This is a genomic window from Clostridium sp. OM02-18AC (genome assembly GCF_003481825.1).
Taxonomy (GTDB): Bacteria; Bacillota; Clostridia; order Lachnospirales; family Lachnospiraceae; genus Brotaphodocola.
The window spans coordinates 74,724-89,274 of the sequence record NZ_QULW01000004.1 but is presented as its reverse complement, the minus strand read 5'-3'; the positions used below and the strand labels follow the sequence as shown (position 1 = coordinate 89,274).

Here is a 14,551-nt window from a genome sequence, read left to right as displayed (position 1 = left end):
ACAGTCTTCAGGAAAATTGGAAAAGAACCTGTTCCACCATATTTTGGAAAGGATGTGACACACCGATGAGCATTCGTAATTGTGCTTTGGGGAGCAAAGCCTTTACTGCTTTGAAAGAAGTCTGGGATCACCGGGACGCAGAAGCTGCAAAGTGGCGCGCCCAGGGGAAAAAAGTAGTTGGTAAACTGGGATTTGATGTTCCGGATGAACTTTTGATCGCAGCAGACATGCTGCCTGTTCAGATCTATGCAGATCCGGACCGTTCCCTGGAGGAGACAAACAAATATCTGGAATACGCGTTTGAGCCGGTTGTCCGTGCGCAGTTTGAAAAACTGATCGACGGCACCTATGGAGAACAGCTGGATGCGCTGGCAATCTCCAACAGTACCGACGTGGTAATCCGTATTTTCCTGTATTTAAGAGAACTGCACCGTGTAGAACCGGAGAAGAACCTTCCTCCGTTTGCATTCATTGACTGGCTGTTTACCAGACACCAGATGCACCAGAAACGGAATGAATTTGTCATGGACCTGTTCCGCAAACAGGTAGAAGAGTGGGCCGGACATGAGATCACGGATGAAGCAATCCGTGAAGCCGGAAAGATCTGTAACGAAAACCGTCAGGCACTGCGTGAGATGGCAGCTCTCCGTCATGGAGACGAGGTACACATTGCCGGAAGCGAAGCGATGGTGATCATCGGAGCCGGACTTTTCATGGAGCGTACAGCCCACACTGAGCTGGTGCGTCAGGTTACGGAAGACGCAAAGAGCTGGCCGGTACTGGAAGGACCGCGTGTCTTCTACACCGGAGCAGAGCATGAAGATACCGCACTCTACGAGAAGATCGAGGCACAGGGTCTTGTGGTCGTCGGAGAAGATACCAACTGGGGAGACCGTTATTACAACCGTGACTTCAATCTGGAGTACCCGGTAACCCGTGCGCTGGTAGACCGCTATATGCTGAGAGAGTTTTCTGCAAAGAAAGCATTTGTTTCCCAGCGTGTGGAGGCACTGGAACGTGAGGTGGAGGAGACCAAGCCGGAGGCAGTCATCTTCTATACCAATCTTTACGACGAAGTTGCTACCTGGGATATGCCAAACCAGAGAAAGAGTCTTGCAGCCCGCGGCATCAAGTCCTGCACCTTTGGCAGAATGCTCTGGCCGGCAGCAAAAAATGAAGATCTGGACGAAAAACTCGCTGCATTTGCAGAAGAACTGAAAGCAGGAAAAGGAGGGGATCAGTGATGCCAGAAGAAAAGAAAGCAACCGGATCAAAATCCTCCGTTGTGAAAAAACTGAAAGCAACCGCAGCAGCAGGTGCTTACCAGAAACAGTGGTTCTTTGATATGAAAGCCCGCGTAGAGCGGGAAGGATGCGATTTTGCGATCCTGAATGCCGATGTGCCGATGGAAATCTTCCGCGCCATGGACATTCCGTTTGTTGTAAACCAGTGGTGGGCTGCAATCTGCGGAGCAAAACGTATGACCCGCAAGTATGCCCAGCTGATGACAGACAATGGCTACCGCAACGATTTAAACAGCTACGATGCGCAGGCACTGGCAGAGAGCTTTGACCCGGATGACCACAAGCTGGACGAAGAGGGCAAGCCTCTTGGACCGTGGGGCGGACTTCCGAAGCCGACCATCAGCATTACCCGTCTGACCGGTGACTGCCAGAGCAAGATCTTTGGGCTGATCGCACAGAACTATGGTGCTGATCTGTACGTCATGGAAAATACGGTTGCAAGAAAGACCCCGTTAAACTGGTATGAGCTGACTGCAGACCGCTGGGAAGAGCTGTACGATAAAGACCGTATCGACCTGGCAGTCGAAGAGCTGAAAGCCCTGATCAACTATCTGGAGATGAAGACCGGAAAGATGATGGATATGAACAAGCTCCAGCATGTCATGGACCTGATCAATGAGCAGGAAGGCTACTATAAAAAGATCCGTGATATGATCGCTGCAAGTCATCCGGTTCCGGTTACCGTAGTGGATACGATCAATGCTGTTATGCAGGCACAGTGGCAGCGCGGCACCGAGTGGGCAGCTGCACACGCAAAGAGCCTCTATGAAGAGATCAAAGAGCTGATCGATAAAGGTGAGGCTGCTGTTCCGAATGAGAAATACCGCCTGATGTGGCTTGGTCGCGGTATGTGGCAGGATTTCGGTTTCTATCAGCGTTTTGAGCAGAAGTATGGCGCAGTCTTCATGTGGTCCATGTATCTGGCTATGGGTGCAGATGCTTACATCCGCAATCATGTAGAAGAAGATCCGCTTCGTGCACTGGCAGCCCGTTTCATCGGAATGGAAGATTTCCTTCATATGCCGCCGTGGAACAGTGAGTGGTTTGTACAGCAGGCAAAGCAGAACGATATCGACGGTGTCGTTTATATGATCCCGGAGAACGATATGCAGGCGGTAGAGGGAAGCTATTTTATTAAGAATCGTCTGGAAGAGGCTGGATTCCCGGTTCTTGCATTCCATGCAGATCCGGTTAACCCGCGCAAGTGGAACGCGGAGACGATGACCAATCTGGTCGATGAGTTCATTGAGAACCGCGTTATCCCAAACAAAGAGGCGAAAGAAGCAAAAAAATAAAGCAATAAAGCAAAAAATGTCTGTCCGGCATAGCACGATCTGCGAAACCGGGCAGGCAGATGAAAGAAAAAGAAATAAAAACAGAAATCAACTTTGGCGAAAACAAGAATTGGAGGAATGTAATTATGGCATGTAAAGGACCGCTTTCTGGATACCGTGTACTGGATATGACTCAGTTTGAGTCTGGTACTGTTTGTACGGAGACTCTGGCATGGCTGGGCGCAGAAGTATTAAAAGTTGAGCGTCCGGTAAAGGGGGAGCTGGGACGTTATTCCCAGGCAAATCCGGGTGTTGATACCTATGGATTCCTGGTTATGAATATGAATAAGAAATCCATTACCTGCAACGCAAAATCTCCAGAAGGACTGCAGCTGTTAAAGGATCTCGTTGCAAAGAGCGATGTCATCGTAGAGAACATGGGACCGGGATCCATGAACAACCTGGGTCTGACCTATGAGGCTTGTAAGGAAATCAATCCGAAGATCATTTATGCCAGCTTAAAGGGCTTTGCACAGAATGGCCCGTACAAAGATTACCCGGCATTTGACCCGATCGCAACCCACACCGGTGTTATGGTTTCTGCAACCGGACTTCCGGATCAGCCGATCAAGTGTGGTATTTCCGTAGCAGACTCCGGTACCGGTATTACCCTTGCCATGAGTATCATTGCAGCACTCTTACAGCGTGAGCGCGAGGGCATTGGCCAGCGTGTAGACGTTGCAATGCAGGATTTCATGATCGGTCTTTCCCGTTCCCAGTGGGAGCCGTACTACAACAATGGAAAAGTTCCGAACCGCCGTGTCGGCAACGGCATGCCGCTTGAGGATGTGGCTCCGTCCGATACTTATCCGTGCAAACCGTTCGGCAAGAACGATTATGTACATATTTACTGCAGCCGTCATCCGGGCAGCAAGCAGTGGGATAACCTCTGTGATGTCATCGGACGTCCGGATTTAAAACAGGATGTATGTCCAGAAATGGCAACCCCGCGCAGCCGTTATGAGCACAGAGACATCTGCGACGGCGCGATCAAAGACTGGCTGAAAGATTACGATAAGTTCACCGCTATGGATATCCTCTGCAAGGCAGATATCCCGGCAGGCGCACTGCTTTCCGTAGACGATATTACCAACGATCCGCAGTACTATGAGCGCGGCATGATGGTTGAGATCGATCATCCGCAGCGCGGCAAAGTAAAACTGCCTGGCTTCGCACCGAAGATGAGTGAAGTAAAGGTTGAGTATGAGTGCAGTCCGGAACTGGGCGGAAGCAACGAAGAGGTTTATGGCGGTCTTCTTGGTCTGACAGAAGAGCAGCTGGCAGACTTAAAAGCAAAGAAAGTCATCTAAGCCTATGAAATTATTCGTCAGAGAGAAGGCATTTTATAAAAAAGTCTGGGAACTGAGTGCTCCAATCTCTGCACAGCAGGTGATTACCGTTGGCGTAAATATGATGGATACCATTATGCTGGGGCAGTTAAATGAAACTGCCCTGGCCGCCAGTGCGGTGGGAACCCAAGTACACAATTTTTACCATTTCATGTCCATGGGCATGGGAATGGGGGCGAGTGTTCTGATCGCAAGGTACTGGGGTGCAGGAGATAAAGAGAGCCTTTCCAAAACATTAACGCTGTTGTACCGTTTCTGCTTTACCATAGCATTGGCGGTGACCCTGATTGTTGGGATGGCACCGGCGGCTGTCTTAAGTCTCCTGACAAAAGAGCCCGAGGCAATCGCGGAAGGAGTCCGTTATCTGAGGTGGACGCTTCCGTGCTTTTTTTTATACGGAAGTTCAACGGTAACGACGCTGGTTTTAAGAAACAGCGGTCAGACACACATTCCGCTCTATACGGCAATCGGGGCATTCTTTATTAATATTTTCTTTAACTGGATGTTTATCTTCGGAAAACTGGGAGCACCGGCCATGGGTGTGGCGGGAGCTGCAGTTGGTACGCTGATCAGCCGTATTTTCGAATTTTCCATGATCTGTGGATATTTCTTCCTGATCGATCAAAAAATCCGTTTCCGACTGCGCGATCTGTTCCAGTCCTGTAAGGAACTGGTATCGGAATATCTGCGCATTTCCCTTCCAGTCATGATCAGTGACACGCTTTTGGGTGTGGGAAACAGCATGGTCATGGCAGTCTGGGGACATATGGGAACCGCCTGCATGTCGGCAAACTCCATTACCAATGTAACCCAGCAGATCGCATCTGTATTTTCAGCGGGACTGGGACAGTCAGCGCTGATCATTACCGGAAATACCCTGGGAGAAGGAGATGCAAAAAAAGCAGCAGAACAGGGCATTTCTTTCACGTTTATTGGATTCCTGATCGGAATCTTCTGTGGCGTGCTGATCCTTGCGATCAGTCCGTGGGTGATCGGCATGTACCGGATCACCAGCGAGACCGCAGCCATTGCGGCGCAGCTGATGCGCGCAGTCAGCATTACCGTGATCTTTATGATGACAGGAGGAATCCTGACAAAGGGAATCCTGCGCAGCGGAGGAGACACCCGTTTCCTGATGATTGCGGACATTCTGTTTTTATGGGTATTCAGCGTGCCGCTTGGCGCTATGGCGGGGCTGGTGTGGAAATGGCCGCCGTTCTGGGTTTTCTTCTTCCTCCGGATTGACAATCTGATGAAGACGATCATTTGTCTGTTTCGGATGCGCAGTGGAAAATGGATCAAAAAAATACGGGGTGTCAGCCATTGAGTGGAGAGGTACGGTGGATCCTGTTCGATCAGGAAAAACAGAAAACTGTTAGAAACTTAACGGAAAAAGAAAAATGTAAAAATCTCACATTAAAATTTTGTTAAAATTCTCCATATCAGTTTCGACATATCTATATTTACATAATTTTGCTGGTACGTTATAATATTATCAACCACTAAAAAAAGGGAGAAAAGACAAAATATGAAAATGTTAATGCGAATCCTGTTGTATTGCGTCGGATTATTGTTCATGGCGTTCGGCGTAGCTTTTTCGGTAAATTCCAACCTGGGTGTATCTCCGGTCAACTCTTTACCGTATGTCATTTCACTGATCCTGAAAGTCGATCTTGGCCGGTGCATCATCGGTGTGTTTGTGGCTTACATGGTTGTACAGATCCTCATCAAGCGTAAGGAATATCAGTGGTTTAACTTAACCCAGCTGATCTTTTCCACGATTTTCGGTTACTTTGCAGACTTTGCAAAAGGCGTGATGCACGGTTTCGTGATTCCGACCTATTTCGGTCAGCTTCTTATGATGGCGATCAGTATTGTTCTGGTAGCGCTCGGCGTAGCAATTTACATGGATGTAAAACTGGTCAACATGCCGATGGAGGGTATGACGCTTGCCATCAGCGACTGCTTCCCGAACATTGAGTTCCATAAGATCAAGATCATGGTAGACTGCTCTTCCGTGGCAATCGGTGTGATCTTATCGTTCCTGTTCATGCATGGACTGTTTGGTATCCGCGAGGGCACCGTCTTAAGTGCGATCTTGGTAGGAAAGATCCTTCCGGTCATGAAGAAACGTGTCAGTCCGATCGTGCAGAAACTCTGCTTCTAAAAATAACAATTTCGTTGAAAAAACGATGGACCGTGAAAGTTGCCGAAGGCAACTTTCACGGTCCTATTACGTTAACAATATGTTATTTCGGATGTCTGCCACTTTTATCTTCGATGCGTTTTCGAATCTGGAGCATATGCTGGTCGGTGGCTGCAATGACGTCTGCACACTGGCGCAGGTCCTCGCTGATCTCATCGGCAACGTTTCCGATGTCTTTTTTGTATTTGAGCTGGTGGTCCAGACTTGCCCAGAAATCCATAGCGATGGTCCGGATCTGGACTTCCACACGGAGATTTTTCTTTTCCTCGGAGAAGAAGACCGGGATCTCGATGATCAGATGGTAACTGCGGTAGCCGTTCGGCTTTGGATTTTTGATGTAATCCTTGATGGCAATGACGGTGATATCGTCCTGGCTGACCAGCATGTTGGCTACAGCATAGATATCGTCAACGAAGGAGCAGATGACGCGGATGCCAGCTACGTCGTCTAAGTTGTTCATCATGGATTCCAGGCTGACCGGGAGATTTCTGCGCTGCAGTTTTTCTACGATGCTGATCGGTTTTTTAACACGGGATTTGATCATCTCGATGGGGTTTCTCTGGTTTTTGATGGAAAGCTCATCGTTTAATACTTCCAGTTTGGTTTTTACTTCGCGGATGGCGCAGGTGTACATCATCATGGCCTGCTGGAATTCTCTTGCCTGGCTGACCAGGGCATCTGGTACCTGGACCAGATTTGGTACATTGACAGCGGACTGGACCAGTTCACTGTTCGGGTTCATATTCATGTTCATCAGTAAATACCTCGTTGCTTTTTGTGCAATAGTTCCAGTTTTGAAGAAATATTGTAGAAATATTATCTATATTATACCAGATTTTAAGTGTCATACAAGGGATATTTTTGATATCAGCTGTGTTGGGTGAAATGGGGAGTTTTTGTTTAGTAATTCTGAGAAAGCCAGTATATTTTCCAGTGCAAGTCGGTATATTTTCCGGTACAAGGGTTTTGTTTTTCTTTGAAATGTGGTATGCTTTCAATTAGGGTCTTTTTTGCGAAAATCGCAAAGAGAATAGCAGCTGTCAAACATCCAGGCGGATTGTCTGCCGCATGGATGCCGAATACGGCTGTAAAACAGAAATGTATGATAGAAAATGTGGAGGTATTTACATGAGCGAGAATTGTACTCACAACTGCAGCACCTGCGGGGAATCCTGCGGAAGCCGCACAGCGGAGCAGACAAGCTTTTTAGAGCCGTTAAACCCGGCAAGCAGCGTGAAAAAAGTGATCGGAGTAGTCAGCGGAAAGGGCGGTGTCGGCAAATCTCTGGTTACTGCCATGATGGCTGTGAAGATGAACAGCAAAGGCAAACATACCGCTATCCTGGATGCGGACATTACAGGACCGTCCATCCCGAAGGCATTTGGTTTGAATAATAATATGGTCATGATGACAAAAGACAACCTCATGATTCCGGCAACGTCCGCACTTGGTATTGACATTATGTCTGCAAACCTGCTTCTGGACAATGATACGGATCCGGTCATCTGGAGAGGTCCGGTCATTGCAGGTGCAGTCAAGCAGTTCTGGAATGAAACACTCTGGGAAGATGTGGACTACATGTTTGTTGATATGCCGCCGGGAACCGGTGATGTTCCGTTAACGGTATTCCAGTCTCTTCCGGTCAATGGCATCATCATTGTGACCTCTCCGCAGGAACTGGTTTCCATGATTGTGGCAAAGGCTGTGAAGATGGCGCAGAAGATGAACGTGCCGATCCTTGGACTGGTCGAGAATATGAGCTATCTGGAGTGCCCGGACTGCGGCAAGAAGATTTCGGTATTTGGTGAGAGTCATATCGATGAAATCGCCAAAGAGTACGATCTTCCGGTTCTGGCAAAACTTCCGATCGATCCGAAGGTAGCTGAGCATGTTGATAACGGTACCATTGAGTACCTGGAGCGAGACTGGTTTGATGCAGCAGCCGAGAAAGTGCTGGCACTGTAATCCGAATCTACTGAATTTAATAGAAGTAATACGACAGGGTTTTCGTGACAGAAAACCCTGTTTTTTTGTACAGGGCTATGGCGGGCATATTGTCACCGGCAACCTGAAGCAATGCCGTCTGGAATCCCTGGCTGGCAAGCGCAGGAAGCAGCAGGGTGAAAAATACCGTACCAAGACCCTGATGACGGTATTCTGGCAGAATTTCCACATGATGCAGGCAGACGGTTCCTTCACGGACTGGCTCTGCAAAGGCAGTGCCAAGGCGCAAATCCCCCTGATAAAGACAAAATTCGGAGGCAGAAGTCTGGTGAAGAGAGAAACTGCCGGATGTTATCGAGGGGGAATGCGAAGGGGCGGCAGAAGCGGCTGCCGTTTGCGTAACGTGGAAACAGGAACAGGAAGCTAAGACACATTCCATCATCAGTTCTTCGGATTCTTTTTCGGCGCCAAGTGCCGCCAGGGTTTTTACGGTATCCTGACAGGATTCAGACACGGCAAAGAGCAGATCGCTGTCTGGGATATGAGAGAGTCCTTCTTCTAACAGTCGGGAGAAGATTCCCTGGTTTCGAAAATCAGGATGCGTGAAAGCGCAGCATTCTGCCAGGCCCTCTTCGTAGGGAATCAGTGCGAGGCAGGCAGCAAGCGTGCCATCCGGGAGATAAGCGAGAAAATGGGTGATCTCTGTTTCTTCCAATGGATAAGTAAGATCATTCTGGTCATGATGATGACAGACAGCAGTCAGATCTGCTGTTTCTTCCTGCTGCTTTTGGGTGAGCAAATTGGTTGAGCAAATGGACAAATTCAGATGCATGGAGCGCCTCCTGATGGGAAAATTCAAGGTTTTCTTTGGTAAGTTAAGTATAAGAAAAAAACATAAAGAATACAAGAATGCACATTGACTTTTTGGTTTCCGGTGGTAGAATACGAGTTATTGTTCGCCCGGGCAGGCAGTTGGTTTGCAGAATACAAACAGATTTGAAGAAAGACAGATTCGTTTTCTGTCGGAAACCGGCAATGCACGGCCTGGCGTGAAAGGGGAGAACCCTGTTGCTGTTTGTGCGGCGCATGAACAGCAACCGAACGACATAGCATTGGAAAGGATAAACAATATGAAATACGTAAAGGAATCTGCAATCATCTTCGGCATTACGATGATCGGAGAGTTTTTCAATGAGCTTTTGCCGCTACCGGTTCCGGCTGGCGTGTATGGGCTGTTTTTGCTTCTGCTTCTGCTTTGTACGGGCTTACTGAAGCTGGATGATATTGAAGCAACCGGAAATTTTCTTCTGGATATCATGCCGATTCTGTTTATTCCGGCATCGGTTGGACTGATTGAAAGCTATGATGCCATGAAGGCAATCCTGGTGCCGCTGGCTGTAACCTGTCTGGTTTCCACGGTCATTGTTATGGGAGTGACCGGAAAGGTGACAGAGTTTATGGTATCTATGCTGAAAAAGAAGAATGGAAAGAATGCAGGGGAGGAGAAAACAGCATGACTTTTTTACAGGAATCCCTTTATTTTGGTTTTGTGATCAGCCTGGCAGCATATCTGGTTGGTGTCTGGGTGAAAAAGAAAGTCGGATGGGCAATTTTAAATCCGCTTCTGGTGTCTGTTGTGATCGTTATCGCAGTGTTAAAGCTGCTGCACGTAGATTATGCTTCTTATAATAATAGCGCCAAGTATATCAGCTACCTGCTGACACCGTCTACGGTGTGTCTGGCGATTCCGCTGTATAAGCAGCTGGAACTTCTGAAGAAAAATTTTATTTCTGTCATTGTGGCAATCGCTTCTGGTGTAGCAGCCAGTGCGGGCAGTATTTTTCTTCTGTGTACGTTATTTGGGGTAGAACATATCCATTACGTATCGTTCCTGCCGAAATCCATCACCACGGCAATTGGCATGGGAGTCAGTGAGGAAGCGGGCGGCATCGTGACGATCACGGTGGTCTGCATCATCATTACCGGTATTTTCGGAAATATCATTGCAGAAATGTTGTTTAAGGTATTGAAAATCCGGGAACCGATCGCAAAGGGACTGGCACTTGGTACCTCAGCACATGCCATTGGTACTTCAAAGGCACTGGAACTTGGTGAAGTTGAGGGTGCCATGAGCAGCCTTTCCATCGCCGTAGCCGGACTGATGACAGTCATTGTGGTTCCGCTGGTGTCGGGACTGATCTGAAAAGCTGTTGCCAAAACTGTATCATACGGGATTTTCAGTTCAGAAAATCCCTGCCTGTGAGCAGTAATCATTCATGTACAGATCTGGTTTTCGACTTGACAGAATTCCAGAAAATTTTTATACTGAACTTGTATTAGGCAATGCCTTGATCCACGTCTGTTAGGGAAAAACTCCCTGACAGACGTTTTTTTTTATATGATAGGAAATTGCGTCCTATCATATAAAAATGCTCCGCGAGGAAGCGCACTCGGCGCAAAGGTAGATGGTTGCTGAAGCAACCGCGCCTCGGCGCGAGAATGTGCCAAGGCACATTCTTTTTTGTTTCATAGAAAATTGCGTCTTTGAGTGGGCAGGGCTGGGTACATTTTATGAAGTTTGAGAGGATTGACAGGAAAAGGAGAACAAAAAACGATGGAAACAAAGGAAAAAAACTGGAAAAATCCATGCCAGAAGGCAGCATGCTGCTGTTCACGCGTTGCGCAAACAGCAACAGCAGCTTCCCTTGCTATTGTAATTCTGGGGAATATTTTGTACGCGCTGACGGTCAAAGCTTTTTTGATGCCGGCGGGACTGCTTACCGGAGGAACAACGGGAATTGGTCTGGCATTGAACCGCGCATTTGGGATACCGGTGTCTGCGTTTGTATTGGTGTTTAATGTAGTGATGCTCCTTGTCGGCTGGAGTGTTCTTGGAAGAAAATTTGCACTGACGACGGTTGTGAGTACCTTTGTATATCCCATTGCGCTGGGCTTTTTTGAACAGATACTGGGAAGTACGGTCCTGACGCAGGATCTGTTTTTGAGCACGGTATTTTCCGGACTTGGGATTGGGGCTTCTCTTGGAATTGTGATCCGGGCGGGTGCATCGACGGGAGGAATGGACATTCCGCCGCTTGTGCTCCATCATTATTTTCAGATTCCGGTTTCTGTTTCCATGTATGTCTTTGATTTTTGCATTCTTCTGGTCCAGGCGGTTGGAAATCCACCGGAAAACGTATTGTATGGGCTGATTCTGGTCATGGTTTATACCCTGGTACTGGATAAGCTGATGTTATTGGGAACGACGCGCACAGAAGTGCGGATTGTCAGTGAACACAGTCAGAAAATCCGGGAAGCCATCCTGGCGGAAATGGACCGCGGCGTTACGATGCTTTCCGGAGAAACCGGCTACCTGAAACACCAGACGCAGATGATCTTCAGTGTCATCTCAAACCGGGAACTTCCGGAACTGGAAAAGCTGGTCCATCGCATCGATCCGGAATGTTTTATGGTGGTAAACCGGGTCAGCGAGGTGAGCGGACGTGGCTTTTCCATGAAAAAACGATATCGGTAGCAGCTGAAAAGAAAGAGAAAAACAAATATAATGTCGTGCTTTTCCGGTTGAAAGGGGTTTGGGGATATGGTATATTTAAATGAAGTATAAAAAAGAATAGCAATGCGCTATGCATACACTTAAGGAGGAAGCCATGATTCAGAAGCTGATTGAAAAGATTCAGAAGACAAAGGCACCGATCTGTGTGGGATTGGACCCGATGTTAAACTACATTCCGGAGCACATTTTAAAGAAGTCCTTCGGAGAATTCGGGGAGACGTTGGAAGGCGCTGCAGACGCCATCTGGAATTTTAACAAGGAGATCGTGGATCACACCTGGGACCTGATCCCGTCCGTGAAACCGCAGATTGCTATGTACGAGCAGTTCGGCATCGAGGGACTGAACGTGTATGACAAGACCGTAAAGTATTGCCAGGAAAAAGGTCTTGTAGTGATCGGTGACGCAAAGCGCGGTGATATTGGTTCTACTTCCGCAGCCTACGCGACTGCACATCTGGGCAAGGTGAAGGTTGGAAACAGCATCTGTTCCGCATTCAACACCGATTTCCTTACGGTAAACCCGTATCTGGGAACTGACGGCGTAAAACCGTTTGTCGATGTCTGCAATTCCGATGACAAGGGAATTTTTGTTCTGGTAAAGACTTCCAACCCATCCAGCGGCGAGTTCCAGGACAGACTCATTGACGGCAAGCCGCTTTATGAGCATGTGGCTGCAAAGGTCGTTGAGTGGGGCGAGATGTCCATGGACGGTAACTACAGCAATGTCGGTGCAGTAGTCGGCGCAACCTATCCGGAGATGAGTGCAGTGCTCAGAAAGCTTATGCCGAAGACCTACTTCCTGGTTCCGGGCTATGGCGCTCAGGGCGGCACCGCAAAAGATTTAAGACACTGCTTCAATGAAGACGGACTTGGTGCAGTCGTAAACTCCTCCCGTGGTATTATTGCGGCATACCGCCAGGAGAAATACGCAAAGTTTGGCGCAGAGCATTTCGCAGAGGCATCCAGACAGGCTGTTATCGATATGGTTGCTGATATCAACAGCGTACTGTAGGTGCGGAAGGAGGAATGCTTTCTGCGTGGATGATCTGGACGGTAACAGAGATTTTGGGGCAGAAAGCTTTCTGAAAAGCAGAATGAGATTTTGCGAGAACAGAGGAGTAGGGGAAAATGGAAACAATTCAGAAAGAAAAGGTAAAGCTGACGGCTAAGGTGGTCAGCCAGGAAGCTTTGACGGATGATATCTGCAGCATGTGGATCCAGGCAGAGAAAATCGCGAAAGCGGCAAAGCCGGGGCAGTTTATCTCTGTATACACGAAAGACAAAAGTAAGGTGCTTCCGCGTCCGATCAGTCTTTGTGAGATCGATAAGGAGCAAGGCAGACTGCGCATCGTGTACCGCGTGGTAGGGGCCGGAACCAAAGAGTTTTCTGCATACCAGGCAGGGGACGACATCGAGATCATGGGACCGCTCGGAAATGGTTTCCCGTTAAAGGAGAAAAAGGCATTTCTCATCGGCGGTGGTATCGGAATCCCGCCTATGCTGGAGCTGGCAAAGAACTTAAACTGCGAAAAGCAGATGGTGCTTGGTTACCGCGATGTGTTATTCTTAAACGAGGAATTTGAACAGTACGGTAAGGTTTATGTGGCAACCGAAGATGGCAGCGCCGGAACAAAGGGCAACGTCATCGATGCCATCAAGGCAAACGGACTGAATGCAGATGTGATCTATGCCTGCGGACCGACTCCGATGCTGCGTGCACTGAAGGCGTATGCGGAAGAGAACGGCATCGAGTGCTGGCTCTCCTTAGAGGAGAAGATGGCCTGCGGAATCGGTGCATGTCTCGCCTGCGTCTGCAAGTCCAAAGAGGTAGACGATCATTCCCACGTACACAATAAGCGTATCTGCAAGGACGGTCCGGTCTTTGCTGCTGAGGAGGTGGAGCTGTAATGAATACCAAAGTAAATCTTGCCGGTGTGGAATTGAAAAATCCGGTCATGACAGCATCCGGAACCTTCGGAAGCGGAGCAGAGTACAGTGAATTTGTTGATTTAAGCCGCCTTGGCGCAGTTGTGACCAAGGGTGTGGCGAATGTGCCGTGGCCGGGTAACCCGACCCCGCGTATCGCAGAGGTTTATGGCGGCATGCTGAATGCGATCGGCCTGCAGAATCCGGGCATCGACGTATTTGTAAAGCGCGATATCCCGTTTTTAAAGCAGTACGACACAAAGATCATCGTGAATGTTTGCGGAAAGACCACGGAAGATTATATTGAAGTCGTAGAGCGGCTGGGCGATGAACCGGTGGATCTCTTGGAGATCAACATTTCCTGCCCGAACGTAAAGGAAGGCGGCATTGCATTCGGACAGGATCCGAAGGCAGTGGAAGCCATCACCAGAGAAGTGAAGAAGCACGCGAAGCAGCCGGTTATCATGAAGCTGAGTCCAAACGTAACAGACATTACCGTTATGGCGAAGGCAGCAGAGGCAGGCGGTGCCGATGTGCTCTCCCTTATCAACACCCTGACCGGTATGAAGATCGATATCAACCGCAGGGCATTTGCAATCGCCAACAAGACCGGCGGTATGTCCGGCCCGGCAGTCAAGCCGGTGGCCGTGCGCATGGTTTACCAGGTAGCCAATGCGGTAAGTCTGCCAATTATCGGCATGGGCGGCATCGCGACGGCAGAGGATGCGCTGGAGTTTATCATGGCTGGCGCGACTGCAGTTTCCGTGGGAACTGCAAACTTCTATAATCCGTACGCAACGGTAGAGATCGCAGAAGGCATCGAAGCCTTTATGAAGAAACAGAATGTAGAAGACATCCGGGAACTGATCCGATGTGTGAAATAGAACAGATCCAGAATCCCAGTGGATGGCTGG

The 14,551-nt window shown here is 48.6% G+C and carries 14 protein-coding genes; 12 read left to right on the top strand and 2 right to left on the bottom strand.

Annotated features, from left to right (window positions below):
• Positions 1–65 precede the first annotated feature (65 nt).
• From DXB18_RS04300 to DXB18_RS04280, 5 genes are all read left to right on the top strand, one after another.
• Positions 66–1,244, top strand: coding sequence for a 2-hydroxyacyl-CoA dehydratase family protein (locus DXB18_RS04300; protein WP_182430469.1), 1,179 nt, complete (start codon positions 66–68; stop codon positions 1,242–1,244).
• Positions 1,244–2,599, top strand: coding sequence for a 2-hydroxyacyl-CoA dehydratase family protein (locus DXB18_RS04295; RefSeq protein ID WP_118706189.1), 1,356 nt, complete (start codon positions 1,244–1,246; stop codon positions 2,597–2,599). The genes DXB18_RS04300 and DXB18_RS04295 overlap by 1 nt, the downstream gene beginning before the upstream one ends.
• A gap of 125 nt (positions 2,600–2,724) precedes the next feature.
• Positions 2,725–3,948: a CoA transferase gene (locus DXB18_RS04290; protein ID WP_182430468.1), complete on the top strand. Its 1,224-nt coding sequence runs from the start codon at positions 2,725–2,727 to the stop codon at positions 3,946–3,948.
• Positions 3,949–3,952: 4 nt separating this feature from the next.
• Positions 3,953–5,314, top strand: a complete 1,362-nt coding sequence (locus DXB18_RS04285) for an MATE family efflux transporter (RefSeq protein ID WP_118706186.1) — start codon at positions 3,953–3,955, stop codon at positions 5,312–5,314.
• 201 nt (positions 5,315–5,515) lie between these two features.
• Positions 5,516–6,154, top strand: a complete 639-nt coding sequence (locus DXB18_RS04280) for a DUF6198 family protein (RefSeq protein WP_118706184.1) — start codon at positions 5,516–5,518, stop codon at positions 6,152–6,154.
• 82 nt (positions 6,155–6,236) lie between these two features.
• On the opposite strand, the gene DXB18_RS04275 is transcribed toward DXB18_RS04280, so the two are convergent.
• Positions 6,237–6,947: a GTP pyrophosphokinase family protein gene (locus DXB18_RS04275; RefSeq protein ID WP_118541965.1), complete on the bottom strand. Its 711-nt coding sequence runs from the start codon at positions 6,945–6,947 to the stop codon at positions 6,237–6,239.
• Positions 6,948–7,321: 374 nt separating this feature from the next.
• Here DXB18_RS04275 and DXB18_RS04270 point away from each other — a divergent pair, with 374 nt between their 5' ends.
• Positions 7,322–8,158, top strand: coding sequence for an Mrp/NBP35 family ATP-binding protein (locus DXB18_RS04270; protein WP_118541967.1), 837 nt, complete (start codon positions 7,322–7,324; stop codon positions 8,156–8,158).
• 16 nt (positions 8,159–8,174) lie between these two features.
• Here the strand turns inward: DXB18_RS04270 and DXB18_RS04265 are convergent, their stop codons facing one another.
• Positions 8,175–8,969, bottom strand: coding sequence for a GNAT family N-acetyltransferase (locus DXB18_RS04265; protein ID WP_118706182.1), 795 nt, complete (start codon positions 8,967–8,969; stop codon positions 8,175–8,177).
• 298 nt (positions 8,970–9,267) lie between these two features.
• Here DXB18_RS04265 and DXB18_RS04260 point away from each other — a divergent pair, with 298 nt between their 5' ends.
• The 6 genes from DXB18_RS04260 to DXB18_RS04235 all read left to right on the top strand — a co-directional run bounded on the left by DXB18_RS04260 (position 9,268) and on the right by DXB18_RS04235 (position 14,521).
• Positions 9,268–9,654, top strand: a complete 387-nt coding sequence (locus tag DXB18_RS04260; RefSeq protein ID WP_118542112.1) for a CidA/LrgA family protein — start codon at positions 9,268–9,270, stop codon at positions 9,652–9,654.
• Positions 9,651–10,340: an LrgB family protein gene (locus tag DXB18_RS04255; RefSeq protein WP_118541971.1), complete on the top strand. Its 690-nt coding sequence runs from the start codon at positions 9,651–9,653 to the stop codon at positions 10,338–10,340. Before DXB18_RS04260 ends, DXB18_RS04255 begins: the two co-directional genes overlap by 4 nt.
• Before the next feature lie 411 nt (positions 10,341–10,751).
• Entirely contained in the window at positions 10,752–11,672 is a 921-nt protein-coding gene (locus DXB18_RS04250; RefSeq protein ID WP_118706180.1) for a YitT family protein, read from the top strand.
• Between the two features lie 133 nt (positions 11,673–11,805).
• Positions 11,806–12,723 carry an orotidine-5'-phosphate decarboxylase gene (gene pyrF, locus DXB18_RS04245; RefSeq protein ID WP_118541975.1) on the top strand — a complete coding sequence of 306 codons (918 nt, stop codon included), beginning with the start codon at positions 11,806–11,808 and terminating at the stop codon, positions 12,721–12,723.
• A 116-nt stretch (positions 12,724–12,839) separates the two neighbouring features.
• On the top strand, positions 12,840–13,619 hold the full coding sequence (locus DXB18_RS04240) for a dihydroorotate dehydrogenase electron transfer subunit (protein ID WP_118541977.1): 780 nt from the start codon (positions 12,840–12,842) through the stop codon (positions 13,617–13,619).
• Positions 13,619–14,521 (top strand): dihydroorotate dehydrogenase, encoded by a 903-nt coding sequence (locus DXB18_RS04235; RefSeq protein WP_118706178.1) that lies wholly within the window; start codon positions 13,619–13,621, stop codon positions 14,519–14,521. The genes DXB18_RS04240 and DXB18_RS04235 overlap by 1 nt, the downstream gene beginning before the upstream one ends.
• The last annotated feature ends 30 nt before the right edge of the window (positions 14,522–14,551 follow it).

Excerpts from the sequence above, each read along its gene's own strand:
- DXB18_RS04300 (WP_182430469.1), top strand. The coding sequence starts at position 66 with ATGAGCATTCGTAATTGTGCTTTGGGGAGCAAAGCCTTTACTGCTTTG.
- DXB18_RS04295 (WP_118706189.1), top strand. The coding sequence starts at position 1,244 with ATGCCAGAAGAAAAGAAAGCAACCGGATCAAAATCCTCCGTTGTGAAA.
- DXB18_RS04290 (WP_182430468.1), top strand. The coding sequence starts at position 2,725 with ATGGCATGTAAAGGACCGCTTTCTGGATACCGTGTACTGGATATGACT.
- DXB18_RS04285 (WP_118706186.1), top strand. The coding sequence starts at position 3,953 with ATGAAATTATTCGTCAGAGAGAAGGCATTTTATAAAAAAGTCTGGGAA.
- DXB18_RS04280 (WP_118706184.1), top strand. The coding sequence starts at position 5,516 with ATGAAAATGTTAATGCGAATCCTGTTGTATTGCGTCGGATTATTGTTC.
- DXB18_RS04275 (WP_118541965.1), bottom strand. The coding sequence starts at position 6,947 with ATGAACATGAATATGAACCCGAACAGTGAACTGGTCCAGTCCGCTGTC.
- DXB18_RS04270 (WP_118541967.1), top strand. The coding sequence starts at position 7,322 with ATGAGCGAGAATTGTACTCACAACTGCAGCACCTGCGGGGAATCCTGC.
- DXB18_RS04265 (WP_118706182.1), bottom strand. The coding sequence starts at position 8,969 with ATGCATCTGAATTTGTCCATTTGCTCAACCAATTTGCTCACCCAAAAG.
- DXB18_RS04260 (WP_118542112.1), top strand. The coding sequence starts at position 9,268 with ATGAAATACGTAAAGGAATCTGCAATCATCTTCGGCATTACGATGATC.
- DXB18_RS04255 (WP_118541971.1), top strand. The coding sequence starts at position 9,651 with ATGACTTTTTTACAGGAATCCCTTTATTTTGGTTTTGTGATCAGCCTG.
- DXB18_RS04250 (WP_118706180.1), top strand. The coding sequence starts at position 10,752 with ATGGAAACAAAGGAAAAAAACTGGAAAAATCCATGCCAGAAGGCAGCA.
- pyrF (WP_118541975.1), top strand. The coding sequence starts at position 11,806 with ATGATTCAGAAGCTGATTGAAAAGATTCAGAAGACAAAGGCACCGATC.
- DXB18_RS04240 (WP_118541977.1), top strand. The coding sequence starts at position 12,840 with ATGGAAACAATTCAGAAAGAAAAGGTAAAGCTGACGGCTAAGGTGGTC.
- DXB18_RS04235 (WP_118706178.1), top strand. The coding sequence starts at position 13,619 with ATGAATACCAAAGTAAATCTTGCCGGTGTGGAATTGAAAAATCCGGTC.